Raw genomic sequence first — 26,435 nt, forward strand, 5'->3', positions numbered from 1 at the left:
TTATCAGTACAGGCAATGGCTAAAGGTAATAAAAACCTTTGGCCTAGGCTACCTCCATAATTTCTTGGATTTCTTTTTTCTTAATGGGTTTGTTGTTGTAGGAAATGGGGTGGTCGGTCTGGCTTTGGAAACGGGCGGCTTTGTACCGGTCGGCTGGATCTATGGACGAGGTTACGATGTTTACGCGAATGGTCTTGTCCATAGGAATATTGATGAAAGCTTCCAAAAATTGCCAACCATCCATTACTGGCATATTGATGTCAAGAAATATGACGTCGGGCATCCGTTTTTTTTGGGTAAGGCTACGTTCAATATCGTCCAAGGCGGTTTTTCCGTTACAGAAAGGGGTTACCCCACCTGAAAAGCCTATTTGGCTCAGTAATTTCCGCAGTCCGAAAACAATAATCGGATCATCGTCGATAATGTAGACCGATTTAGCGAATGTCATGAAAATACACTTTAAAGACCGTACCAATACCTGGTTCACTGTTGCATTTTATCCTTCCGCCAATGGCTTCGATCTCGTTTTTGGTTCTGAATAGTCCGAGCCCCCTACTTTCTGGGGTTTCGTGAAAGGTCTTGTACATGCCGAATAATTTTTCCCCATCTTTTTCCAGATCAATACCAATGCCGTTGTCTTCGATCCTTAGAAAAATGGATCCTGGGGTTTGGGTGGCACAGATTTGAATAAAGGGGTTGCGTTCGGGATGTTTGAATTTTATGGCGTTGCTGATCAGGTTTCGGAATAGGTTTTCTATATAGCTTGGAAATCCTTTAACGGTTAATCCATCAGGGATTTCTTGGTGGATCAGGGCATTGTTTTTTTCGATCAGTTGCTCCATTTCCATGCGAACTCTGGCCAAACTTTCACCAAGGTTCACATCGACCAATTCATAGTCGCGGCTTTTGTTAATGGTTACTACATCGTTCAAATTGTCAATGGTATCCAATAAGTGATCGGAGGCGTCGGTTAACATGCCAATAATCTTGTCTTGCTCTTTTTCGTCCCCTTCTTCATTTAAAAATGATAACAGCATAGAGAAGTTTGCCGATTGCGAACGGATGTTATGGGAGACGATATGGGCAAAATCGATGAGTTTTTTGTTCTGTTCGGCAGAAAGATTGATCAATTTATGCAGCTCTTCCTCTTTTTTCTTTCGATTGCTGATGTCGTGACTAAACCCGACCAGTCCGATTACATTGCCGTTTTCGGAACGTAACGGAATTTTTGAGGAAAGTACCGTCATGGCGGGTTTACCTTTTCTATGGATGGTGGTTTCCCTGTCTATTATCGGTCGCATGGAGGTCATCACCTCTATATCTTCCATACGGCTTTCTTGGGCATCTTCTTTTTCGAAAATGTCGTAATCGTCCTTGCCAATGACTTCGTCTTCAAAGTGGTAACCGCAAAAAGCTACCTCCGCTTGGTTGGCCAAAATACGTTTCGAGTTTTTGTCCTTAATATATACGTTTAGGGGAAGGTGGTCTATTAAGGTACGTAAGGTCTCGGCCTCTTCCATAATGGCGTTGTCCTGAACCACGGTAGTCGTAATGTCTTCTACCTCAAGAATGAGACCTATGATGTTTTCATGGTCGTCGTACCAAGGTACGAGTACCCATTCGATCCATTGCGCCCCATTTTTGGTCTGTACAAGTTCGCGACCTCGATTTTTGGCCTTACCGCGAAGCGCGGCATGCATTTGTTTAAGCCATTTGTCGGAAATATTATCGAATAGAGCATGTACGCTCTCACCTTTTAAATCGCGCTTACCATATCCGAAGCATTCGACCATACGGTCCGAGGCTAAGGAAACATGTAAGGTGGTGTCTACAAAAGCTACCGCCCTGGGCAATTGCCTTATGTAGTAGGCTTGGGTATGTTGTTGTGTCTTACGCAATTTAAAATCAGTAATTTCCTACTAATATAAATATGCATGTAGGTAAAAACCTACAATTGTTGTAAATATGTAAATTGCTGTGGTGTAGGTGTAAAAACCAAATATTTGATCGTTGAAATACCTAAACGTTTTAGAATAAAAGCAAAGGGTTCGTTTTTGAGGGAATTTGCCGCAATACCTTAATGGCTTTTAACTGCCTTCGGTACCAAACCACTATAGTCGCCCCCATAGCGCATTACTTCCCTAACGATAGAAGAGCTGATAAACGATTTACCCGAGGAGGTTAATAAGAAAACGGTCTCGATTTCCGATAATTTGCGATTGGTGTGGGCAATGGCTTTTTCAAATTCAAAATCGGCCGGGTTTCGCAGGCCCCTCAAAATAAATTGGGCATCGATTTCTTTGCAAAAGTCTACGGTAAGTCCTTCGTAGGTCATTACGGTAATGTTGGGGATTTGTGCAAAGGTTTCTTCTACAAAGGCTTTGCGTTGTTCTTGTTCGAACATGTATTTTTTTTGCACGTTTATCCCGATGGCGATAACCAATTCATCGAAAAGGGTTACCCCACGTTGAATAATGTCTACATGCCCCAAGGTAATAGGGTCGAAAGATCCGGGAAATATCGCTTTTCGTTTCATAACTCATTTTTTGGGAACAGGCCTTTGGTCTAAGGTACTACTTTTTAAGGGCTTCGGTTAGGGCATTGTCGAATAATTCGGCCAAGGGTATTCCGGCTTCTGCCGCTTGTTGGGGCAATAAACTCTGTTCGGTAAGCCCAGGCGTGGTATTCATTTCAAGCATAAACGGGTTGCCGTCGACTATGATGAATTCTGATCGCGAAAAACCTTTCATGCCCAAAACCTCATAGGCCTTCTGGGCCAAGGCCGAAATCTTGTCGGTCATTTCCTGTGGAATGCGTGCCGGGGTGTATTCGGTAGACCCGCCCTCGTATTTGGCCTTATAATCGAACCAATCGCCATGGGGTACGATCTCGGTTATAGGTAATACCTTGGTCTTGCCTTTATAGGTAATAACCCCGACCGATACTTCGGTGCCATCCAGAAAAGCCTCAATCAAAACCTGATCGTCTTCGGCAAATGCGTTGGCCAGTGCCTGATCCAGTTCTTCTTTTTTATAAATCTTGCTTGTTCCCATACTGCTGCCAGCCCTATTGGCTTTTACAAAGCAGGGTAGGCCTACCTTGGCTAGAATAGCATCGGCATCTATGGGGTCGCCCTCATTCAAATAAACCGATTCGGCCGATCGTATGCCATAGGCCTTCAACACACTTAACAGGTCCCTTTTGTTAAAGGTTAGCGCGGCCTGATAAAAATCACAAGCGGTTTGGGGTATGCCCAACATTTCTAAATAGGCCTGCATATAGCCATCTTCCCCAGGGGTGCCGTGTATGGCGTTGAAAACCACTTCGAATTTGATTTTCTCCCCATGGATGAATGCCGAAAAATCACCTTTGTCGATTTCGACCTTTTGACCATTGTCCAAAAGCACGTACCAGGCTTCCTTGGCGATAATAACCTTATACGGATTATAGCTGTTCCGATCTAGGTACTGGTACACCACAGATCCACTCTTAATAGAGATATCATATTCGGTGGAATACCCACCCATTATTATGGCAACGTTTTTCTTCATCTTCAAAAGTTTGTTCGGTCCTTCACAAATATCCAGTATTTACCCCAAAAGATGAAGCGGTAGTCTCAAATTATTATCGGCAAATATCCATTTGACGAAAAGGTGGGCCACCCTCTGGTATGGGTTTTATATATTTGCCATCAAAGTAGCTAGCATGCGGAATTTTTTCAATTTCTTAAAAAGTCGGTCGTTTTTGATCCAGTTGGGTTTGGCTTTTGCCGTAACCGTGGCCATCGTTTATGGGGGATTACAATGGTTGAAGAGCTCTACCCATCATGGCGAGTTTATAACCGTGCCCGATCTTTCGCGACTGTCGGTTATGGAAATGCGTGCGGCCATTGAAGAGGCCGATCTGCGTTACGAAGTGGTCGATTCGGCCAACTATAACCCAAAGTATCCGCGTTTTTCCATTATCGATCAAGACCCAAGGGCAGGCGATAAGGTGAAAAAGAACCGTACGATTTATGTAAACGTAAACCCATCGGGCTATAAAAAGGTAAGTGTACCCAAGATTATACAGGTAACCCGTCGTAATGCTACCGCCAAGTTAAGGGCCGTTGGCTTAGATGTGGGGCAGGTGACCTATATACCCGAGCTGGGGAAAGACATGGTGTACCGCATCAAATACAAGGGTAAGGATATTTCGCCGGGCTATAAGTTGCCCAAGACCTCGAAGATTGAGCTGGTCTGTGGTAATGGCAGTATTACCGAAAAGGCCAAAGTACAAGCCGATTCGGAATAAGTATGGAAAATACCGATACTTGGGAGGCCACCGATGGGCTTCACGAACATCATCATTTTGTGGCCGGCAAGGGGCAGTCGCCCTTACGCATCGATAAGTTTTTATTGGATCGTTTAGAGAATACCACCAGATCTAAAATAAAGCAAGCGGCCAAAGATGGCCATGTATGGGTGAACGGTAGCCCGGTGAAACAAAATTATAAGGTAAAGCCAGATGATGCCATAAAGGTTTTATTCGCCCATCCGCCCTACGAAAACCTGTTGACCCCAGAAGATATTCCGCTCGATGTGGTCTATGAAGACGATGCCGTGCTTGTGGTAAACAAACCTGCCGGGATGGTGGTACATCCGGGGCATGGGAATTATTCGGGTACTTTGGTCAATGCGCTTATCCATCATATAGAAAACCTGCCTAATAATGCCGACCAACGCCCGGGCTTGGTGCATAGGATCGATAAAGATACTACCGGATTATTGGTCGTGGCCAAAACCGAGCATGCCATGACGCATTTGGCCCAGCAGTTTTTTGAAAAGAGTACCCAGCGCGAATATATCGCTTTGGTCTGGGGGCATATAGCCGCCGATAAGGGGACCGTGGAAGGGCATATTGGGCGTAACCCCAAAAATAGGTTGCAAATGCAGGTGTTCCCAGAAGGCGAACAGGGCAAAGAAGCCGTTACCCATTTCGAGGTGCTCGAGCGTTTAGGCTATGTCACTCTAGTGAAATGCTGGTTGGAGACCGGTCGTACCCACCAAATCCGTGTCCATATGAAGCATATTGGACATACATTGTTCAACGATGAACGCTACGGAGGCGAGAAAATATTGAAGGGCACCACCTTTACCAAATACAAGCAGTTCGTAGAAAATGCTTTTAAGGTATTGCCGCGGCAGGCGCTGCATGCCAAGACCTTAGGCTTTATACATCCGGTGACCGGGGAGAAAATGTCCTTTGATTCCGAGATTCCTGAAGATATGGTGGCCTGTATCGAAAAATGGCGCAATTATGCCAAGCACAGCCAAGCATAGGTGTTCCCTATACTTTTATTGAAAAACAATTAGATGGCTGGGCCCGTTTTTTCTAAATAGGTCTTACTTTTATACTATAATCATAACGCCATGAAAATAGTAGTAAGTCCTGCCAAATCCCTTGATTTCGAAACTACCGTACCTACGGATCGCCATAGCCAGCTTTTATTTGAAAAAGAAGCTACCACCCTTAGTGAGGTGTTGAAGAAAAAGCGTCCGGTGACCTTGTCGAAGCTTATGGGAATATCGCCCAAATTGGCCGAGCTGAACTGGCAACGTAATCAAGATTTCGCTTTTCCGTTCACTACCGAAAATGCCCGTCAGGCGGTATTTGCCTTTAGTGGCGATGTGTACCAAGGTTTGGATGCCTATTCGTTGACTGATGATAAACACGATGCCTTGCAAGATACCTTGCGTATCCTGTCTGGTCAGTATGGCTTGTTAAAACCTTTCGATCTTATGCAACCGTATCGTTTGGAAATGGGAACGAAAATGACCGTGAACCGGAAGCCCAATCTGTACAAGTTTTGGGGCGATAAAATTACCGATGCCCTCAATGATGAATTGGAAGAAGGGGAGTTGTTCCTTAACTTGGCCAGTAACGAATATTTTGGGGCTGTGAATACCAAAAAGTTGAAGGTACCCGTGGTAACGCCTATTTTCAAGGACTGGAAAGGCGATAAGCTAAAAGTGATCAGCTTCTTTGCCAAAAAAGCGCGGGGGGCCATGGTACGATATATTCTCGATAACCAGGTTCAAGATTTGGATGGTGTTACATCTTTCGATGTCGATGGGTATGGCTTTAGTGAACAGTATACCACAAATGCCATGGAGCCGGTTTTTGTAAGATAACATCCTGAAAATACAAAATAGACAAAGGAAGCTTTAGGGCTTCCTTTTTTGTTTCTACAAGGTATGTGTTGTTTAAATAGAAAAGCATTACAACGTTTTCGATTCAAAATGGAAATGGAGAAACAATAAATATATCTTAAATGAAACGTTTATGACGTTTATTGTTTCTAATCGTAAGTGTAATCTAAATATATATTCGGTACTTTTGATTGGCAATGGCAGGGGTATGTTATAGTGTTAACGGGCCTACATCTTTTAAGAAATTGTTACACCCGTAAAATCAAGGCTAGCATGCCAAAATGAATACAGACCTTTGCCAAGGAACCATTACAAAAAGAACCACCGATGCGAAAATTACAGCAGGTACGAAGACTGGACGAATTCAAGAAATCCGTTATAAACAAATTCAATATTTATAACAGTTTGTTTTTGAATTTGCCTTACACCGACGATGAGAACCTAGGGGCCATGATTCCTATTTTGCTCGATCAGTGTGAAAAAGGATTGGTCGCCGGAAAAGAGCCCCAGGCCATTCTTGAAGCCTTTTTTACCCAGTTTGCCGAATTGGAAGATGAACGGGATCGTCTCGATTTTATGTTCAAGATCGTGCAATATGTTGAGCGCCAAGTGGTGTTGTACGATAGTGTAGAAGATGCCGCTTTTCCGAAACTACAAAAGTTTACCAATTCACTGTCAATCAAAGATTATTTTGAACTGGTAGATCAAAACAAGAACTGGGATAAAATTGCCGAAAAACTCGCTACCTTCAGTGCCCGTATCGTATTAACGGCCCACCCGACCCAATTCTATAGTCCGGCCATCTTGGATATAATGTCCAAGCTACGCGATTTGATCGACCATAACGAAATAGACCAAATAGACCAGACCCTACAACAGTTGGGATTGACCTCTTTGATCAATTCGAAAAAGCCAACGCCGCTCGAAGAGGCCAAGAATATCATCCATATTCTAAGGCATACCTATTACGACGCGGTGGGGGAATTGTTCCAATATGTAAAAAACAACATCCGCAAAGAGCATTTCGATAACTACAACATTATTAAATTGGGATTTTGGCCCGGGGGCGACCGTGACGGTAACCCTTTTGTAACCGCTGCCGTTACCAAACAAGTGGCCGACGAACTTCGTATCAATTTAATGAAGTGTTATTATAACGAACTGAAATCGCTGCGTAAGAATTTGACTTTTAAAGGGGTGCAGCCGGCCTTGGAGGTTTTGAACCAAAAGCTGTACAAAGCTATGTTCGATCCCGGCTATAAAGTTTCATATGCTACTATTATCGCCCATTTGGAGGAGATCAAGGTGCAATTGCGCGATCACTACCATAGCTTGTACCAAAAAGAGGTGCAGCAGCTGATCGATAAGGTGCATATTTTTAAGACCCACTTTGCCTCACTGGATATACGCCAAGATCATAGTAAGCATTACGAAACCGTACAGGAAGTGCTTAAAAGCCAAGGAGCCATAATGGAAAGTTTGGAAGAACTGGACGATGCTACCTTAAAACATTGGTTGCTGGAAAAGGAAATTACCCTGAATCCAGATGATTTTGAAACGCCCATAGTAGCCGATACCCTTACCAATATCATGCAATTGGCCGAAATCCAAAAATCGAACGGGGAAGCGGGTTGTCATCGCTATATCATCAGTAATTCAGAAGATATTTACTCGGTGCTTTTTGTTTTTGGCCTTTTCCGCTGGTGTGGCTGGCAAGTAGAAGATATCAGTTTCGATATCGCCCCACTTTTCGAGACCATGAAGGGCATGGAAGCCTCTGAACAGGTAATGCAAGATCTTTTTGATCTGCCCATCTATCGCGAGCACCTGAAACGACGTCAAGAGACCCATACCATAATGCTCGGTTTTTCCGATGGTACCAAAGATGGGGGCTACCTCAAGGCCAACTGGTCCATCTTAAAGACCAAAGAGACCTTGAGCAAAGTCTGTAAAGAAAACGGAATTAAAGCCCTTTTCTTTGATGGTAGGGGCGGACCACCGGCACGTGGTGGTGGTAAAACCCACCGTTTCTATGCGGCCCAAACCAGAGATGTGGCCAACCACGAGATCCAAATGACGGTGCAAGGCCAGACCATTACCAGTACTTTCGGTACCAAAGAGCAGTTTAGACATAATGCCGAGCAATTGTTAACGGCCGGATTGAGCAATAATATCTTTGGGAAAGAAAATGTGATTTCCCAAGAACAACGTGCCCTTATCGAAGAATTGTCCGAGTCTAGTTTTGCCAAATACGATGCGCTAAAACAGCATCCTAGTTTTATTCCGTACCTCGAAAATCGCTCCACCTTGAAATACTATACCAAGGCCAATATTGGTAGTAGGCCGGGTAAAAGGGGCAATAAAAAACAATTGACCCTTTCCGATCTACGTGCTATTTCGTTCGTGGGATCTTGGAGTCAGTTAAAACAGAACGTACCGGGATATTTTGGTCTGGGAACGGCCCTACAGCAGTTTAAGGATGATGGAAGGCTGGAAACGGTAAAAGAGCTTTTCCGAGATGTACCATTCTTTAGGGCTTTGATGATGAACAGTATGATGTCTTTGGCCAAGACCAATTTTGAACTGACCAGTTATATGGCCAACGATACCGAATTTGGGGACTTCTGGCGTATTTTGAAAACCGAGTACGAATTATCCAAAGCACTCTTGCTGGAAATCTCGGGCCATGAAATACTGATGGAAGACGAAACCATTTCCCGTGAGTCGGTGCAGATTCGGGAACAAATCGTATTGCCCTTATTGGTTATACAGCAAAATGCCTTGTTCCAGATTGCCAAAGGCTCCGAATATGCCGAACTCTATTCCAAGATCGTTACCCGATCACTCTATGGCAATATCAACGCCAGTAGAAACTCGGCCTAAACCCGATTTTTGATATAATCCGGTGGTACATACCGGTTAAATGGCCCGAAAGGTATACCCTATACTTTTCGGGCTTTTTGTTGAATTACCTTATATTGTATGAACCAAAGCGCCTAAATCTTGAACACTGTATGCATTACTATCTGATTATCGCACTGCAAGGGTATTGTATCTACCATTGCATTACCCATAGAAATGAGTATTATTGGTATTTCGTGATTTTGTTCCTTCCCGTGATCGGTTCTTTGATATACCTTTTTGCCAATGTGTTTAAGAAACGGCAGCTGGACAAGGTACAAGACAATCTGACCCATATCATCAATCCGACCAAAAAAATAACGGATTTGGAAAAACAACTTCAGTTTTCCAAATCTTTTGCGAACCAATCTGCATTGGCCGATGCTTATTTGGAGGCGGGAATGTTCGAAAAGGCCATTCTAAATTATGAGGCCTGTCTCGATGGTATGTTCAAAAACGATTTTTATGTAATCTCGAAATTATGCGAGGCGTATTATGGGAATGCAGATTACGAACAGGTGGTGCAAACGGCCAAAAGAATAGAGAAAGATGCCAAATACCGGAAATCGCGTGCGTTTATGTGCGTTGCCCTTTCCAAAGAACGATTAGGGGAAGTAACCACCGCTGAAGAAATGTTGTTGACCTTCGATGCCCCTTTTTCGAATTACGAAGAACGCCTGACCCTATTACGTTTTCTAAAAAGGCATGGAAAATTGGATGAGGCCCAAAACTTGTTGGACGAATTGAAGGTGGAAATTTCACGTATGTCGAAAATGAGCTATAAGCAAAATAAAGAAGCCGTTCGGGCCATTACATTAGAGGGGAAACAATAGGGCATGATTCTGTGCTAGAACACAGCTTATTGGCCAAGTGTTAGCAGTAAGCTGTACATTTACCCCTATAGTAAGCCAGTGGTTTTGGTGGATGCCCACTGACTTTTTTCCGTATTTTAGGGCCGAGTAAACAGAGGGGAAACCCAAACTGTAGACTTAAAACAAAAGAAAAAATGGCATTATCCGCTAAAGAAAAAGCAGCCACTCCAGAGGGCTTCGAAAATATAAAAAGCAAAACCCCACCGACGAATAGTGTAGGTTGGGGGGCTTTAAAATCGGTATTCGGGCAAGTAAGCCAATATATGGATACCGGCGCCGCCCTGAAGATTATGGGCAAAATGAACCAAAAGAAAGGTTTTGATTGTCCGGGTTGTGCTTGGCCCGATCCAGACGACGAACGTTCGGCTCTGGGGGAGTTTTGTGAAAATGGTCTTAAGGCCATGGCCGAAGAGGCCCAGAACAAAACCATTGGTGCCGAATTCTTTTCCCGTTACTCCGTAGATCAATTGTCGACTTGGTCCGATTTTGAGATAGGTAAATCAGGGCGGTTGGCCGAGCCGATGTACTTGGCTCCAGGTGCCGTCCATTACAGCCCTATTTCTTGGGAAGCCGCCTTTGCCAAGGTAGGCGAGCATTTGAATGCCTTGGATTCACCAGATGAAGCGGTGTTCTATACCTCGGGGCGAACTACGAACGAAGCGGCCTTTTTGTACCAGCTTTTCGTACGGGAATTCGGTACGGCCAATTTACCCGATTGCTCTAATATGTGTCACGAAGCCAGTGGTAAGGCCCTCTCGGAGACCTTGGGTATCGGTAAAGGCTCGGTAACCTTAAACGATCTGCATAAGTCCGAATTGGTATTGGTGGTGGGGCAGAACCCGGGTACCAACCATCCACGCATGCTTACGGCCTTGGAAAAATGCAAAAAGAATGGGGGCACCATAGTTACCATAAACCCTTTGCCCGAAGTAGGATTAATGCGTTTTACCGACCCCCAAAGTCCGCTTAAAATGCTTACCGGAGGTACGGCTTTAACCGATTTGTTCTTACCCGTTACCATTAATGGCGATGTGGCTTTGATCAAGGCGGTGTTGCTAAAACTGTTGGCCGCCCAAGACGCTGGGGAACAGGTTTTCGATACCGACTTCATTGAAAACAGTACTACGGGTTATAGCGAGTTCATTGCCGATCTGCGCAAATACGATTTTGACGAATGTGTGCGCCTTTCCGGAGTTTCCGAGGCGTCTGTTTTGGAGTTGGTAGACTTGGTAAAATCCAAGGATAAGATCATTATTTGTTGGGCTATGGGGCTTACCCAACACGAAAATGCCGTGGATAACATTCGGGAATTGGTCAATTTGCTTTTACTGAAAGGAAGTATCGGTAAAGAAGGTGCCGGTACCTGCCCGGTACGCGGGCATTCGAACGTACAGGGCGATCGTACCGTGGGTATTTGGGAAGCCGCACCTCAGGCTTTTTTAGATAAAATAGAGGCCAAATATGGCTTTAAGCCAACCACCAAACATGGGTATTCGGTTATTGAGGCCATTCAGGGGATGTATGAAAAGGAGGCCAAGGTTTTCTTTGGTCTTGGCGGCAACTTTATATCGGCCACACCCGATACTGATTATACGGCCCAGGCCTTGGCCCATTGTAACCTTACAGTACATGTAAGTACCAAATTGAACCGTTCACATTTGGTAACCGGTAAAGAAGCCCTGATCTTGCCTTGTTTGGGGCGTAGTGAAAAAGATTATCAGAAATCGGGGGAACAGATACAGAGTGTAGAAAACTCCATGGGCGTGGTTTCGTCTACCCAAGGTATTTTGGAGCCTTGCTCCGATAAATTGATCAGTGAAGTGGCCGTGGTCTGTGGTATTGCCCATGCTACCTTAAAAGACCGATCAAAAATCGATTGGTTGGGGTATGTAGACGATTATGCGCTAGTGCGAAACGATATTGCCGAAGTGGTCGATGGGTTTACCGATTACAACAAAAAACTCCAAAATCCGTCTGGCTTTTACCTACCCAATGGCGCTAGGATTGGTAATTTTAAGACGAAGAGCGGCAAGGCCCAATTTTCGATGAATAAATTGCCCGAATGGTCATTACAAGACGATGAGTTGATTATGATGACCATCCGTTCACACGATCAATTCAATACGACTATTTACGGTTTGGATGACCGCTATCGTGGTATTTTCAACGAACGCCGTATTATTATGATGAATGGGGCCGATATGGAGGCCCGTGGACTAAAAAAGCACGATGTGGTCCATATTCGTTCCGAATTCAATGGTGTTAGACGTGAAGCCCGGAATTTTAAGGTGGTGCCCTATACGATTCCTCCGAAATGTGTGGCCACCTATTTTCCGGAAGCTAACGTTTTGGTGCCCTTGGACAGTTATGCCCATACGGCCAAGACCCCGGCATCGAAGAGTGTTGTAGTGAAGCTAGTGAAATAGTTGATTGGTGTACCAGTGCTTTTTTTAATTAAAAGCGCTTTTTTCAAATCTAAATTCTGAATCACTTGTTTGAACATCGGCATCCTTATCCGCCCTTTTTGTTTCCCGGGATGGAAAAATTAATCGTGGGTACCTTACCACCTCCACGATTCAGTACGGGTGCGCTTAAAGCAGGCGATGTGCATTTCTGTTATGGTAGTAAAGATGGTCTTTTATGGCCTATTTTAGACCGGATTTTCGATTTGGGGCTGGTCTATGAAGATTCGCAATACGCCATCACCCAAAGGGAACACTTTCTTAAAAGCCGTAAAATTGGGGTATGTGATATCGTGAGCAAGGCGTATAGAACTAAAATCGATGCCTCTGACCTTGGGATGCAAAAAGCCGAACTGCGCGATGTACTTGGCGTGCTTCGTGAATATCAAAGTATTAAACGCATTCTGTTTACTGGCGGGAATAGTAAAAACGGACCCGAATATTTTTTTAGGAAACAACTTAAACTAGCAGGGAATAACCTAGAAGTGGTTTCCAACGATATTCCGAGAATACATCGTTTTACGCTTGATGACCGGGTCGTTGAAACCGTTTCCCTGACCGCCCCTTCCGGCTCGGCGAATAGGGCTATTGGAAGTATGGCGGCCTACAAAAAGGCCAAAGCACTAGATTCGAATTTCAATACCCTAGATTTCAGGGTGGATCAGTATCGACCTTATTTTTGAATGTATACGGAAATCAGGCCGGTACAGCCCAGATCAAAGTAGTTTAATCGTATGGGAACTACAACCTACACCTTTAAACTATAGCCTTTGCCGTGTAACCACTCCACCGATTTTACTACCAGAAAAGCAAAGACCATTGATTTTAAAAGACCGAGCCATCCGGCAGATAGTATTTCTGGCAAGGCCAAGGTAGTCAGTGCTACCAAGGGATACACAAAATAGGGGATAAGGTAACAGGCCAATGTCGCCGTTCCGGCCGCTTTAATGGGTTTGGCCCAGTTTACCGCACCCCATGTTTCCGTTAGATAAATTAAGATGGCCAAGCAGACCAAGCCTATGCCTATACAAAGTAGGGTCCAAGATGGGGTGGCCCATATTTTTGATAGGATATAGAATTTCCGCAATATGAAGCCATAGCTGATACCTACCAAACCTATCGCTCCTAAGATGCCACTGATTTGGGTGGGTTTCCATTTCTTTCGGAGCCGCTGCATAAAAAGGGTAGCACAGGCCCCGGCCATGACCAAACTGTAGTTCGAGGCACTGATTACGATTTTAAACGCAGGCATATGGGCCGAATCGGTATGTTCCCATATATTCAACCCGTGAAAAATCAAGAATACCATACAGGCTTTCCAAAGGCTACCCTGAATTAAAAGATAGCCCAGGCTTACCACTAAATAACTCCAACCTATAAGACCTAATATGCCCCACCAATGGGGTTTTAGGGCGACTACGCCGGTATCAGGACCATTGGTGTAGTTAAGGGCGAGCATGAGTAATATAAAAATACCAATCCCTTTGAAAAGGCGCGATCTTTGGTCGGTGTTCCCGGGCATTCTCTTATGGTTGAGCCAAAGGAGACTAAGTCCCAGGGCCATGCCGATTTCCCATAGGTAAGCCCAGTTGGTTTTGGGCATGGATTCAAAATTAACCATAAAGAATCCCATGCAAATCAAGGCGATAGCCCTGCTCAGAATATGTTTCACCATGTCAACGGTAGATTCCCCCTTGCCTTTTCGGGTTTGCAGGGCCAGAGGTATAGAAAGGCCTACAATAAAAAGGAACAAAGGAAAAATGACATCTGAAAAACCCATGCCGTCTTCATTGGCCTTGGTGTGTAACAACCATGTGGGGATATTGGTAAGCGACCAAAGGTCATTTACGAATAACATAAAAAACATGGTAAGGGCCCTTAAGATGTCAATGGCTATGATACGATTTCCTTTCATGGTCAACGGTGTAGCTTTCCTAAATTCTTGTTCAAGGATACCAGGTCGTACCCTTTTTGTTTTAAATATTGGATCAAACGGTCTAGTTGGTCATAGAACTTATCCGTTCGGTCGGAATGTGTGCCTATATGGCTGAGCAGAAGATAACCGTTAAGGCCATTGGCTTTTTCTTCTTTGATTATAGATTGGTAAATGGTCTCACTACTTCTATAATTATCCATGTTCGGGGTAGTATAATCGGCATGGGATAGGGTTCCTTTGGTGTAATTTATTAAACGCAGATCCATTTGGTAGGCCCATTGGGTAATGTGGTCGTCGTGCCATTCGTAGGGAGGTAAAAAATATGGGGCATCCGATTTTAAGATGCCGAAACTTTCCATTTTTTGATAATTGGCCTTTAGGTCCTTGGTAAAGCTGGTATGGTCTACCAGGCGCTTTTTGCCTTTCGACCAATCGTTGTATAACAAATGCTGGTCGGAATGTGCTCCTAAATAATGGCCATCGGCTTTTAGGGTTTGTATGAGATCTTTAAAAGCAGGCTGGGCGTAAAAGTTTCCGGTCAGGAAAAACGAGGCTTTTACTTGGTGTTTGCGCAATACCTTTACAATAGTTTGGGCACCATCGGCATAGCTATCTCCTGTAAATACCAAACTCAATTGTTTTTTGTGCGGGTTGCCCCGTACCAAGGCACCATCGGCATCGTATTCGCCCATTACTTTCTGGGTCCCTTTTTGACGGGCTTGGTTTTCCAAAGAGGCCAGATAATAGATCAAACTAGCGGTTCCATCCATGGTAGGTTCGTTGGTGGAATAATCGCCCACATCGTCGTGATACACCCCAAAATCGGATTGAAAGGGAGCGTAGCTATCGGGCTCCAGAAGTTGGATACCGATAAGCGAGTTGTAGATACTACCGTAAACAGGGCCATCTACCAAACCGCCATAGGTTTGGTAATCTGCCAAATGGTATAGGGAAGAATGAGGTTTGGTAGGGGCGTCGCCATGGTAGGGAAGACGAACGATCATAGTGGTTCCCCAAGGGTTGCAACCGAAAAGCCAATCGCGTAGGGCCGCTTCCATTTCATGAAATTTCTGGTCTCCGCTCAATTTTCGGTACAGTTGGGCTTGGGTAACAGCAGCGGCCACAAAGTTGTTGGAACACCAAACCAATGGGGTACCGATCATAAAGGGGTTTTTAATGCCCCGCTCTTGAATCTTGGTCAACCCTTTTTCATAATACCCCAGGGTCTGTGTCCGATCTTTTTGGTTTTGGGTGCTGGCCAAGGCATAGTGACCTGCATTTAAAAAGGGGTAATATTGGTAGTGGTTAACCGAATCTTTCCCAATCCATGGACTTAAGGGTTCCTTGTACGCGTACTCTTTAGCGGCTTTTTGGTATTTCAGTTCTTGGTTAAGTTGATATAAGGTGGCCCCAGCCAATTCCATATCGTCTACCCAATTGTCTTCTTCATAAAAATAAGGGCCTTTACAAGGTGCGGTCTGGCTTACCCCCGGATGGGCGGTGCCATGGGCAAAGGCCTTAGTGGCCCTATGTTTTAAATCTTGGGTGTAGTTTGGGTAGAATTCCGGGAGTACCAGTGCACCCATAGCAAAGGCAGATGCGAATTTGCCGGCCGTATTGGCTGCCCCGGTTGAACGGTTTTTGTATTTTAACAACCCTTGCTTTTCGGCCGAGGCTAAATACACCGGTCTACCCAATTGGGTGGAATCGTAAACGACACTGTCTTGGGTTGGTAAGCGGTATCCGGCATGATCCCGATCATCGGCAATTTGGTTATAGTACTCCTGATCGGAAGGGTTCATTTTTTTTAGCCAGTCCATTCCAAATTTGGCTTCGTCAATAACATCGGGTATGCCATTGGGGCCGGGGAGACCATTGGCCTTATGGGTATCGATAAAAACCTTTGGGTATTCTTTGAAGGCGAATAAAAGTTGATAGACCGCATTGGCCGATGTGGCCGTATATTGTAAATAATCGGTGGCATCGTGCCAACCTCCGGTTACATCTAAACGTTGACCTGTTTTGGTAGGGTGATATACGATGAATCCGTCGTTCACATGGCAAGAATCCGCAAAGAAAGGATTGTACCCACAACGCTGCTGGCGCATATACTTCAATAAGAAGTCGGCCGTATGGTCGTACACGTCCCAGTCAATGGAAAATTCAGGCGACTCAATCCCATGGGCCTTTAGTTTAAACGTACCTATACTGTTAAACTGACTAAAATTCAATCGGGCACTATAGGCAAAAGGGCCAAAATCCCTGTATTCCGAAGTTATATTGCCTTTAAAAACTGTTTTACGAGTTCGAACATCTACAATCTCAAATTCAGATAGGGGTTGGTTTTCCTTGCTGACAAAAACAGCCACCTTGGTGCTTTCAGGCAAATAGCCCAGATTATTGATACGGATCCACGATTGGAGCTGTTGCGCCTGTAAAAAGGGTAAGGACAACAGGAAAATGCCTACTAGTAACTTTTTCACGGGTTTGGGTTTGGTAGTTGGATAACCCAATAAAGATAAGCGATATTCAGGTATGAACCATGCCAAACCAGTGAATCGTGCTATCTACCCGAAAGCAATTTTCTAGTATGCTTATGTTCTTAATGCCAATGGACTTACTTACTCAAAATCCCATAAAACACCCGAATGCCATAATCGAGCTGACCGATCCTGAGGTTTTCATTTGGTGCGTGTTGGTTGTTGTCGTGGTTAACCAAAGGTACTATGAAAGCCGGTATGCCCAATTGCTTAATGAATGGGGCCATAGGCACGGTACCGCCCATCATTCTAATATTCACAACTTCCGCTTCCGATAATTGGGCCAGTTTGTCTCGAAGGAATTGCCCGTTGGGGTTTTCCATATCGGTACGGAAAGCATTGGAAATGCTACCATTGGTCAGTTTGACTATCCTTTCGTTTTGGGTACGTTCGTCAGTACTAGGCTCGTGGTCCAAAACCGTATATCCCTGATTTGATATGTGTTTTTGTATCAGGTTTTGTAATCGGGCCCCGTCGGTTTCCGGCACCAAACGAATTCCGATTTCGGCCGTAGCCTTGTCAGGAACGATTGTTCGGGTTTGGTCGCCTACCCAGGCGGATTGCATTCCTCGAATATTCAAAGAAGGGTATTGTAGTGCCTCTTGATACGATTGGCCCACCAGATCTACCCGACCTAATTGCTGGCTGGCTTTTATGGCTTCAACATCGTCGGGTACCGCCTCTAGAAGTGCTTTAGTGTCGGCGTCTATTTTTATACCATCATAATAGCCCTTAATGGTTATCCTGCCTTCGGCATCTTTCATACTGGCCAAAAGTTGACTCAGTTCCATGGCCGGATTTGGGGTGTAGTTCCCGTAATGACCACTATGCTGTGGCTTTATGGGGCCATAGGTGGTAAGACTGATTCCTGTTATGCCCCTACAGCCATAAACTATCGTGGGCTGGCCACTGGCATGCATAGGGCCATCGTTGATTACCAGAAAATCGGCTTGGAGTAGCTCTTTATACTCCGCCACCGCTTTGGGTAAGGGTTTGCTTCCTTTTTCTTCTTCCGAATCTAATATTACCTTGATGTTATAGGCCAATTCCACCCCATTTTCCTGCAACAGGTCTATGGCATTTAAAAACATGACAATTGGGCCTTTGTCATCGGCGGTAGAACGCCCGAATAGTCGCCAATCGTAGTTGAGGTCACTATTTAAATCGGATTTTTCTTTGACAACCAAAGAATCGCCTTGCTGGGCCTTGATAATCATTTGGTAGGGGTCGTTTTGATCCCATTTGGAGGCATCAACGCCTTGACCATCTAAATGCATATAGAACAGAATGGTGGGTTTGCTGTCTTCCATGGGTAAGGCAGCAAAAAATAGGGGTGCCCCGCTCGTGGGTAATACCGAAGAGTTAAAACCCCTTTGGTTGAAGGCCTCGGTAAGCCAAGTGATGTTTCGATTGATATCGGCAATATCCAAAGCATCGTTGGGAATGGATACAAAACCGCCGAGCATATCGATACTCTTACGGACTTTCGATTTTACTTGGGCAGAATCTTGGGCTTGCCCCATACAAAAAATCAGCAGGGCAAGTAGGGTGGTAGGGAATCTCATTAATTGGGTGTTAGCAATGCCTAAAAGTAGCAAAACTACGCCTTAAACCGTCCCATTGTTTTCAAAATTAACAGTCGGATCAATAGCAGCCACGGAAAACCATGAAATACCAGGTCGAACCAATCCATGGGTTGCATGCCAACCGCCCCGCCGGCTACCCATTTGAGTTTACCCCATAAATGCGGTTCGGGCTGAAAGGGGGCCAAGCCCAAGGTAAGGCATAAAAGGGCAATTGTTTTCCAGTCGTTTATAAAGGATTTCATTTGGAGCAGAATTTTCTCAAAAGTAAGGTGCCACAATGGATTGTTTTGTAAACGGGGTTACAAAGGAAGGAATGTTGGCAGTTACGAATAGGAATAATACCAAGCCATTTCTTTCCTTATCGATTATTAGGACTTTTGGACTTACATTTTATGCCATCTTTTGATTAGAAATTATTTTAATAGGGTGAGGCAGCTCCATAGGAGCGTCATCCATTTAGATTTTAAAACGAGCTCCATAGGAGCGGTATCCCCAAAGGCTTCAATGTTATGGCCAATACATATACCCAATTATATTTTCATGTTGTTTTTGCGGTCAAAGGTCGCGCCAACCATATTTCGCCTCAATGGAAGGAGGAATTGTATAAATATATTTCAGGGGTAGTACGGAATAAGAACCAAAAATTGATGATTATCAATGGTATGTCGGATCATGTACATATTTTACTAGGAACCAAACCGAATTGTAATTTATCTGATTTGGTCCGTGACATTAAAGCGAATTCGTCTAAATGGATCAATGAAAGAAGGTTGGTTTCAGGGGAGTTTCGTTGGCAAACCGGATTTGGGGCATTCACCGTTGGACAACGTGGTCTAAAAAAGGTTATTGCCTATATCGAGAATCAAGAAGAGCATCATAAAAGAAAAAAATTCCGGAAGGAATATGAGGAATTCTTGAAAACCTATGGGGTAGATTATGATTCCGATTATTTATTCGAACCGGATTGATATTCCGCCCCTACGGGGCTAGGGATATGTCACACCTCTGGTGCTAAGGGGATGACACTCCTCCGGAGTTTTTTTGGGTGACGCCCCGCTGGGGCTAGGGATATGCTGCTCCTACGGAGCTATTTGGATGTCGCTCCTATGGATCTCAATGGGGTTGAGGTATTTTACCCTCTGGCCTTAAACCAGAGGGTAAATATTTTAAGGCCTTACACTTTTTACGAACGTATCAATCCCTTGCGGACCATTTTCAGTTAGATGTTTAATACAGGCCGATCCTATAATGGCGCCTTGGGTATATTCCGTAGCCGTGTCAAAAGTTTCCTGGTCTTTGATGCCGAAACCGACGATCAATGGGTTTTTTAGGCCCATGTCAGATACTCTTTTGAAATAGGTGGTTTGCTCGGGCCCAAAACCACTTTTGCTACCCGTAACGCTGGCCGTACTTACCATATAGATAAAAGCATTGGATGCGGCATCGATCTGTCGGATACGGGCATCGGAGGTTTGTGGTGTAATCAAAAAAATGTTGGCCAAACCGTATTTTTCAAAAATAGGTTGGTAGTGTTCTTGGTATTCTTCCAAGGGTAGGTCGGGCAAAATGAGACCATCTATACCTATTTGGGCACATTGGGCACAAAAGGCATCTACCCCGTATTGCAGTACCGGATTAAAATAGCCCATGATGATTAAAGGCATATTAATATGTTCACGTACCCCGGCCAACTGTTCGAACAGTTTTTGGGTGGTCATGCCATTGTTCAAGGCCTGTGTTGAGCTGTTTTGAATGGTAGGCCCATCGGCCAAAGGGTCGCTAAAAGGGAGTCCGATCTCAACCAAATCTACGTCGGCGGCTTCCATTTGTTTAAGCGTTGGCAAGGTATCGGCCAAATTCGGATAACCAGCAGTAAAGTATAGGGAAAGGATTTTTTTATTCTCTTTTAGTTTTGAGACGATTCGGTTCATAAACATTATTGTTTTTCATTTCCGCGAGGGAGGAAATGTAATTAAAGTTTAAAATAGTCGATATATGTATTCAAGTCCTTATCGCCTCGACCGCTGAGGTTTATGACCACCACATCGTCCGGTTTGAATTGTTTTTTCTCCAATACGGCAAAGGCATGTGAGCTTTCAATGGCCGGGATAATGCCCTCGAGTTCGCATAGTTCGAGTCCCGCCTTCATGGCGTCGGCATCGGTTATGCTGATGAACTCGCCCCGCCCTGACTGGAATAAATGCGCATGCATGGGACCCACACCCGGGTAATCGAGTCCGGCCGAGATTGAGTAGGGTTCTGTAATTTGTCCATCTGGGGTCTGCATCAACAGGGTTTTACTACCATGTATAATACCCACCTTGCCCAAGGCCGATGTGGCGGCACTTTCACCGGAATCTACCCCTTTACCTGCAGCTTCTACGGCAATGATACCTACTTCGGGCCTATCGAGATATTGATAAAAGGCCCCTGCGGCATTAGAGCCCCCGCCGACACAGGCGATTACATAATCAGGGTTTTTACGGCCTTCTTTTTCCAGTAACTGCCATTCGATTTCCTCAGAAATAACGGCTTGGAACCGGGCTACCATATCGGGGTAGGGGTGTGGACCTACTACCGATCCTATGATGTAGTGCGTATCTATCGGATTGTTGATCCAATCGCGAATGGCTTCGTTGGTGGCGTCTTTTAGGGTTCTACTACCCGAAAGTGCCGGTACCACAGTCGCACCCAACATTTTCATTCGGGCCACATTGGGGGCTTGGCGGGCGATATCTATTTCGCCCATATACACGATACATTCCATACCCATTAAGGCACACACTGTGGCGGTAGCCACTCCGTGTTGCCCCGCCCCGGTTTCGGCGATAATGCGCTTTTTGCCCAAGCGTTTGGCCATTAAGATCTGACCGATGGTGTTATTGACCTTATGGGCACCGGTATGGTTTAGGTCTTCTCGTTTGAGATAGATTTTGGTGTTGTAGCGTTCCGACAGTCGTTTGGCAAAATATAACGGGCTAGGTCGCCCAACATAATCTTTGAGCAGTTGTTGGAACTCTTCCTGGAACGAAGGCTCGGCCATAATCTCTAGGTATTTGGCTTTGAGCTCCGCCACATTCGGGTAGAGCATTTCAGGAATATAGGCACCCCCGAATTCTCCGTAATAGCCGTTTTCGTCGGCATGATAAGTTTGCATATTGGGTGTTCTTATGATCGTTATAAAGGCTTCCAAGGCCTGGGTATCCTTGAGGCCGGGAGCTGTTTCAAATTTACTGTTGAGGTCTAAGGCATGGCAATGGGCTGCGGCCGGACTCGCTAAAAACTCCTGTATGTTGGTGAGGTTCTCCGGCCCAATGCCCCCACTTAAAAAAAATGGTGTGGTGCTAGGGTAGTCTTGTAACAAGGTCCAATCAAAGGCGGCACCATTACCTCCTGGTAATTTACCTTTGGTGTCGAAAAGAAAGTAATCGGTATGGGCTTCAAAGGCCTTCAAAATCGAAAAATCGAAGGTACTGCCTACGGCAAAGGCTTTGATGATGACTGGGGCTTCGACTGCCTGCCTGTCGGCAGACACGGCGCTCAGCCTAACATCGCTTTCCACTTTTTTGGGTTGGGTTAACTCTTGACGTAAGCTAGCACAATATTCTGGGCTTTCGGAACCGTGTAACTGCACGCCGTCCAAATCAAACTCGGTTGTTTTTTGTAGTACTTCCTTAATGGATGCATCCACAAAAACCCCGATTTTTTTAGTATTAGGCGCTAATACGGGCATTTTTCCTTGAAAGGCCCGTTTGGAGGGCTCCCAAAAGATGAAGCCGAGATAATCAGCTGCCAAGGCATCAACTTCAGCCGTATTGCGGTTCATACCGCAAACTTTTATTTTGGGATTACTTGTCATGTGTCAAACTTTCAATAAAGGTTTTGGCAGCTGTGCCTGGGCACTCTGTTTTCATAAAATTCTCACCGATCAAAAAACCTTTATAACCATAGGGCTGCAATTCTTGTATGGCCGATACCGAACTAATGCCGCTTTCAGAGACCTTTACGAATTCGTCGGGTATTTGTGCTGCCAAGGTTTTACTAGTGTCCAAACTAACCGCAAAGGTTTTTAGGTCGCGGTTGTTTACCCCCAGCATATCTAAACTGGGCATTATGGATTTTTCGAGTTCTTCTTGGTTGTGTACTTCCAATAATACCTCCAAACCTAAACTTTGTGCGGTTTCGGATAGTGTTTTTATTTCTTGGTGGGTGAGTACCGCGGCAATTAATAAAATAACATCGGCCCCATGGGCCTTGGCTTCCAGTAATTGGTATTCGTCTACAATGAATTCTTTGCGGAGCAAGGGCATAGCTACACTGGCCCGGGCCAAAAGCAAGTCTTCCAATGAACCGCCAAAATACTTGATGTCGGTGAGCACACTCATTCCGCAGGCCCCGGCACTTTCGTAGCCTTTTGCTACCTGGCCCACATTGGTGTTTTGGTTGATGGTTTGTTTGGAGGGTGAACGCCTTTTGTGTTCGGCAATAATACCCGAAGCACTCTGGCGAAGTGCATTCGAAAGCGATTTTCCCTTTCGGTCGAACAGTACCGAAGTTTCGTATTGACTAACCGGAATCAAGGCTTTTTTAAGCGCTACCTCTTTATGTTTGTCGGCTACAATCTTATCTAGAATATTCATTTTTGCGGGTTGTTCTAGGGTTTTGGTCTCTTGCTTGGGATACCTTATTTACTTAATTCTTGCAATTTCCGAAGCGCTTGTAAACCTTTGCCGCCCAACAACGATTCTTGGGCCGTTTCAAAGCCTTCCTTCGGACTCTTGCCGGTTACCGTGGCAATGGCCATGCCTGCATTGGCACAGACTACATGGTTCTGGGCTTGACTGCCTTTACCTTCCAGGATGTTGATGAAGATCTTGGCGGAATCTTCCACGGTATCCCCGCCTACGATTTCAGATTGTCTTACTGCGCTTACCCCAAAATCCTCAGGTCGGATCATGCTTTCTACTCGGTTCGAGATGGTTTTGGTATCCCCGGTAAGGGAAATTTCGTCATAACCATCCAGGGCGTGAAGTACGGTAAAGTTCTTGTCAGTGTTCTGATAGAGATAGCCATACATTCGGGCCAGCTCTAAGTTGAATACCCCCACCATTTGGTTTTTCGGAAATGCCGGGTTTACCATGGGGCCCAACATATTGAAAAAGGTTTTAACGGCCAGTTCTTTTCGGATGGGGCCTACATTTTTCATGGCCGGGTGAAACAATGGGGCATGTAGCACACATATACCCGCTTGGTCTATACTGCGTTCTAAAAAGTCGGCATCGTTTTTAAAGGCAATGCCCAAATGTTCCATAACGTTACTGCTTCCACATTTAGAAGATACCCCATAATTACCGTGTTTGGTAACCTTGATGCCTGCACCGGCCGTCACGAACGACGCCAAGGTCGATATATTAAAAGTATCCTTACCGTCGCCCCCGGTACCACAAAGGTCTACCGGATTGTAATCGGCCAGGTCGATGGCAATACAGAGTTCCAGTAGGGCGTCGCGAAAGCCTTCCAGTTCATGTAGACTGATGCTACGCATCATATACACGGTTAAAAATGCCGCGATCTGACTTTGGTTGTATTGGCCTTGGGCAATATTAACCAGTACCTCACGGGCCTCGGCCTTGCTGAGTACTTCGTGGTTTATGAGTTTATTTAGGATTTTTTTCATTCCGCTATTTTTTATCTACCCAATTTTTGATCATTTGTTTCCCTTCGGGGGTCAACACCGATTCGGGGTGGAATTGCACCGCCCTAACATCGTATTCGGTATGGCGTAACGACATGATCTGTCCGTTCGCATCTACCGAGGTCACTTCTAAACAATCGGGCAGGCCTTTTTGGTCTACTACCCAAGAGTGGTACCGGCCCACTTCCAAATTTTGTGGTAATCCCTCAAACAGTATATCGGACTGGGTGACCTCAATAGTGGTGGCCACACCATGGTACACTTGGTCTAAGTTTACCAAACGGGCCCCGAATACTTCCCCGATGGCTTGTTGGCCCAAGCATACCCCCAAAATGGATTTACTGGCCGCATAACGCTCTATTATGGGTTTTAAGAGTCCGGCTTCATCGGGTATTCCCGGTCCGGGCGACAATACGATTTTAGTATAGGCGTCAACCTCTTCCAAGGTCAGTTGATCGTTGCGTTTTACGATTACCTCACAACCTAGGTCTTCTAGGTAATGCACCAAATTAAAGGTGAAGCTATCGTAATTATCTATCATGAGTATGGGTTCCATATCGTCTGTCTTAAAGAATGTTTTCGGCCATGTTCAAGGCCTTGTTCAAAGCACCGAGTTTGTTGTAGGTTTCCTGTAATTCACTTTCTGGGTCACTATCGGCCACCAAGCCGGCCCCGGCCTGAAAATGTAGGCTGTGGTCTTTGCTCAAAAAGGTACGGATCATAATAGCGTGGTTAAAATTCCCTGAAAAATCCATAAAACCTATGGCACCCCCATAATAACCCCTGCTGGTGGGTTCATACTTTTCTATGAGCTGTAAGGCCATATGCTTGGGCGCCCCGCTTAGCGTACCGGCCGGAAAGGTGTCGGCCACCAATTGGGTGGTAGGTATGGCTTCTTTTTTACGCCCGATAACTTTAGAAACCAAATGGATCACATGTGAAAAAAATTGTACTTCTTTGTAGGTGTCCACCTGTACGGTATTACAGCTGCGGCTCAGGTCGTTTCGGGCCAGATCTACCAACATCACATGCTCGCTGTTTTCCTTATTATCCTTACTCAGTTTTTGGGCCAGATCGGCATCTTGTACGTCGTTACCCGTACGTTTAAAAGTGCCGGCTATGGGGTGGATCTCGGCGGAGCCATCGGCCACTACCAATTGGGCTTCGGGCGAACTACCGAAAATCTTAAAGTTTCCGTAGTCGAAATAGAATAGGTAAGGTGAGGGGTTTACCGAACGTAGGGCCCGGTATACATTAAATTCATCGCCTTTAAAGGCTTGTGAAAACCGGCGTGACAATACCAGTTGGAAAACATCGCCACGTCCACAATGCTTTTTGGCCTGTACCACCAGTTCTTTGTAGGCATCATCGGAGATATTGGTGCGGGCTTCCCCTGTTTTTTCAAACGGATAGGCCGCAAAATTCTTGACATTCAATATTTGCTCGATCTCGGCAATATTGTCGCTGCTTTCGTAACAATTAGAGAATATATAGGCCTCGTTTTTAAAGTGGTCGATGGCGATGATATTCTGGTATACCGAATAGTGAAGGTCTGGAATATCGGGGGAGTCCGATTTTTTGGTTACGGCTATATCTTCAAAATAACGAACGGCGTCGTAGGCCATATAACCGAAAATGCCGTTTTGTATGAATTTGTAATCCGGATGGGTATTGCTGCTGAATCGTTGTGCAAATGCCTCAAGACCTCTTGTCACCTGTTGGCGCTCGGTTATGGCTGTTTTAACCTCTTGTCCGTCTGGGTAGGTTTCGGTTATGGTTTCTTGGGCTACCGTAAAATGGGCCAACGGATTGCAACAGATATATGAAAAGCTGTTGTCGTTGGCGTGGTAGTCGCTACTTTCCAGCAAAATACTGTTCGGAAAGCGATCGCGAATCTTAAGGTAAACACTTACCGGGGTAAAGGTGTCGGCCAGTATTTTTTTACTGTGCGAGACCAATGGGTATTTCTCTTTTAGTTCCATCTGTCTATAATCTGGTTCTATATGGGGTTGCCATTATTCTTATTGCGTAATGCGCCTATTCGAAATCACGGATTATTGTAATGAAAAAGGCCTGTCGTGATCGACAGGCCTTTGGTATCATTGTACACTATAGGGGAGTCTGCTCACGACGTCTGACGTAAGTTGCTCCACCACCAAGTATTTGTTCTTTCTCTAAACACGAAGCCAAATGTAGCAAAGAAATCGTGAAATGCAAATCTTTGTTGGCTGAAAAACAAAAAGGCCCCAAAT

Annotated in this window: 22 protein-coding genes and 1 pseudogene; 8 read left to right on the top strand and 15 right to left on the bottom strand. The window is 45.0% G+C overall.

All coding sequences use genetic code 11. The features are described from left to right. Positions 1 to 43: 43 nt before the first annotated feature. From B7P33_RS17105 to B7P33_RS17120, 4 genes are all read right to left on the bottom strand, one after another. Positions 44 to 448 (bottom strand): response regulator, encoded by a 405-nt coding sequence (locus B7P33_RS17105; protein WP_097443435.1) that lies wholly within the window; start codon positions 446 to 448, stop codon positions 44 to 46. After that, complete coding sequence (locus B7P33_RS17110; RefSeq protein WP_097443436.1) at positions 435 to 1,898, bottom strand: sensor histidine kinase; 1,464 nt, start codon at positions 1,896 to 1,898, stop codon at positions 435 to 437. The genes B7P33_RS17105 and B7P33_RS17110 overlap by 14 nt, the downstream gene beginning before the upstream one ends. Positions 1,899 to 2,077: 179 nt before the next feature. Beyond that, on the bottom strand, positions 2,078 to 2,536 hold the full coding sequence (coaD, locus tag B7P33_RS17115) for a pantetheine-phosphate adenylyltransferase (protein ID WP_097443437.1): 459 nt from the start codon (positions 2,534 to 2,536) through the stop codon (positions 2,078 to 2,080). Positions 2,537 to 2,573: 37 nt separating this feature from the next. Continuing rightward, positions 2,574 to 3,551, bottom strand: a complete 978-nt coding sequence (locus B7P33_RS17120; protein WP_097443438.1) for a D-alanine--D-alanine ligase — start codon at positions 3,549 to 3,551, stop codon at positions 2,574 to 2,576. Positions 3,552 to 3,705: 154 nt separating this feature from the next. Here B7P33_RS17120 and B7P33_RS17125 point away from each other — a divergent pair, with 154 nt between their 5' ends. The 7 genes from B7P33_RS17125 to B7P33_RS17155 all read left to right on the top strand — a co-directional run bounded on the left by B7P33_RS17125 (position 3,706) and on the right by B7P33_RS17155 (position 13,109). Next, positions 3,706 to 4,293 (top strand): PASTA domain-containing protein, encoded by a 588-nt coding sequence (locus tag B7P33_RS17125; RefSeq protein WP_097443439.1) that lies wholly within the window; start codon positions 3,706 to 3,708, stop codon positions 4,291 to 4,293. Between the two features lie 2 nt (positions 4,294 to 4,295). Next, positions 4,296 to 5,321, top strand: a complete 1,026-nt coding sequence (locus tag B7P33_RS17130; protein ID WP_097443440.1) for an RluA family pseudouridine synthase — start codon at positions 4,296 to 4,298, stop codon at positions 5,319 to 5,321. A 90-nt stretch (positions 5,322 to 5,411) separates the two neighbouring features. Continuing rightward, on the top strand, positions 5,412 to 6,173 hold the full coding sequence (gene yaaA, locus B7P33_RS17135) for a peroxide stress protein YaaA (RefSeq protein WP_097443441.1): 762 nt from the start codon (positions 5,412 to 5,414) through the stop codon (positions 6,171 to 6,173). A 345-nt stretch (positions 6,174 to 6,518) separates the two neighbouring features. Continuing rightward, a complete protein-coding gene (locus B7P33_RS17140; RefSeq protein ID WP_097443442.1) occupies positions 6,519 to 9,074 on the top strand; it encodes a phosphoenolpyruvate carboxylase in 2,556 nt (851 codons plus the stop codon). 131 nt (positions 9,075 to 9,205) lie between these two features. Next, entirely contained in the window at positions 9,206 to 9,925 is a 720-nt protein-coding gene (locus B7P33_RS17145) for a hypothetical protein (protein ID WP_097443443.1), read from the top strand. Between the two features lie 173 nt (positions 9,926 to 10,098). Then, positions 10,099 to 12,390, top strand: coding sequence for an FdhF/YdeP family oxidoreductase (locus B7P33_RS17150; protein ID WP_097443444.1), 2,292 nt, complete (start codon positions 10,099 to 10,101; stop codon positions 12,388 to 12,390). A gap of 110 nt (positions 12,391 to 12,500) precedes the next feature. After that, positions 12,501 to 13,109: a uracil-DNA glycosylase family protein gene (locus tag B7P33_RS17155; protein ID WP_245871822.1), complete on the top strand. Its 609-nt coding sequence runs from the start codon at positions 12,501 to 12,503 to the stop codon at positions 13,107 to 13,109. Between the two features lie 65 nt (positions 13,110 to 13,174). On the opposite strand, the gene B7P33_RS17160 is transcribed toward B7P33_RS17155, so the two are convergent. From B7P33_RS17160 to B7P33_RS17175, 4 genes are all read right to left on the bottom strand, one after another. Then, positions 13,175 to 14,341, bottom strand: a complete 1,167-nt coding sequence (locus B7P33_RS17160; RefSeq protein ID WP_097443446.1) for a heparan-alpha-glucosaminide N-acetyltransferase domain-containing protein — start codon at positions 14,339 to 14,341, stop codon at positions 13,175 to 13,177. A 2-nt stretch (positions 14,342 to 14,343) separates the two neighbouring features. Continuing rightward, complete coding sequence (locus B7P33_RS17165) at positions 14,344 to 16,845, bottom strand: glycoside hydrolase family 9 protein (protein WP_097443566.1); 2,502 nt, start codon at positions 16,843 to 16,845, stop codon at positions 14,344 to 14,346. Positions 16,846 to 16,979: 134 nt separating this feature from the next. Continuing rightward, positions 16,980 to 18,467 (bottom strand): M20/M25/M40 family metallo-hydrolase, encoded by a 1,488-nt coding sequence (locus tag B7P33_RS17170; protein ID WP_097443447.1) that lies wholly within the window; start codon positions 18,465 to 18,467, stop codon positions 16,980 to 16,982. Positions 18,468 to 18,502: 35 nt separating this feature from the next. Continuing rightward, positions 18,503 to 18,730 (bottom strand): hypothetical protein, encoded by a 228-nt coding sequence (locus B7P33_RS17175; RefSeq protein ID WP_097443448.1) that lies wholly within the window; start codon positions 18,728 to 18,730, stop codon positions 18,503 to 18,505. Positions 18,731 to 18,997: 267 nt separating this feature from the next. On the opposite strand from B7P33_RS17175, the gene tnpA reads away from it, so the two are divergent. Continuing rightward, the gene (tnpA, locus tag B7P33_RS17180; RefSeq protein ID WP_097443449.1) at positions 18,998 to 19,456 is read left to right on the top strand and encodes an IS200/IS605 family transposase; all 459 of its coding nucleotides are present in this window, start codon (positions 18,998 to 19,000) and stop codon (positions 19,454 to 19,456) included. A gap of 198 nt (positions 19,457 to 19,654) precedes the next feature. On the opposite strand, the gene trpA is transcribed toward tnpA, so the two are convergent. The 7 genes and pseudogenes from trpA to B7P33_RS17210 form a co-directional block, all read right to left on the bottom strand. Further along, entirely contained in the window at positions 19,655 to 20,419 is a 765-nt protein-coding gene (trpA, locus tag B7P33_RS17185; protein WP_097443567.1) for a tryptophan synthase subunit alpha, read from the bottom strand. A gap of 41 nt (positions 20,420 to 20,460) precedes the next feature. After that, the gene (trpB, locus tag B7P33_RS19690) at positions 20,461 to 21,645 is read right to left on the bottom strand and encodes a tryptophan synthase subunit beta (protein ID WP_245871831.1); all 1,185 of its coding nucleotides are present in this window, start codon (positions 21,643 to 21,645) and stop codon (positions 20,461 to 20,463) included. 33 nt (positions 21,646 to 21,678) lie between these two features. Next, a pseudogene (locus tag B7P33_RS19695) lies at positions 21,679 to 22,347 on the bottom strand (phosphoribosylanthranilate isomerase); the annotation flags it as partial. After that, positions 22,337 to 23,128 (bottom strand): indole-3-glycerol phosphate synthase TrpC, encoded by a 792-nt coding sequence (gene trpC / locus B7P33_RS17195; protein ID WP_097443451.1) that lies wholly within the window; start codon positions 23,126 to 23,128, stop codon positions 22,337 to 22,339. The pseudogene B7P33_RS19695 and the gene trpC, both read right to left, overlap by 11 nt. A gap of 44 nt (positions 23,129 to 23,172) precedes the next feature. Further along, on the bottom strand, positions 23,173 to 24,165 hold the full coding sequence (gene trpD / locus B7P33_RS17200; protein ID WP_097443452.1) for an anthranilate phosphoribosyltransferase: 993 nt from the start codon (positions 24,163 to 24,165) through the stop codon (positions 23,173 to 23,175). Positions 24,166 to 24,169: 4 nt separating this feature from the next. After that, the gene (locus B7P33_RS17205; RefSeq protein ID WP_097443453.1) at positions 24,170 to 24,739 is read right to left on the bottom strand and encodes an anthranilate synthase component II; all 570 of its coding nucleotides are present in this window, start codon (positions 24,737 to 24,739) and stop codon (positions 24,170 to 24,172) included. A gap of 10 nt (positions 24,740 to 24,749) precedes the next feature. Further along, on the bottom strand, positions 24,750 to 26,165 hold the full coding sequence (locus B7P33_RS17210) for an anthranilate synthase component I family protein (RefSeq protein WP_097443454.1): 1,416 nt from the start codon (positions 26,163 to 26,165) through the stop codon (positions 24,750 to 24,752). Positions 26,166 to 26,435 lie beyond the last annotated feature (270 nt).

The organism is Sediminicola luteus (assembly GCF_002514735.1).
Taxonomy (GTDB): Bacteria; Bacteroidota; Bacteroidia; order Flavobacteriales; family Flavobacteriaceae; genus HQA918.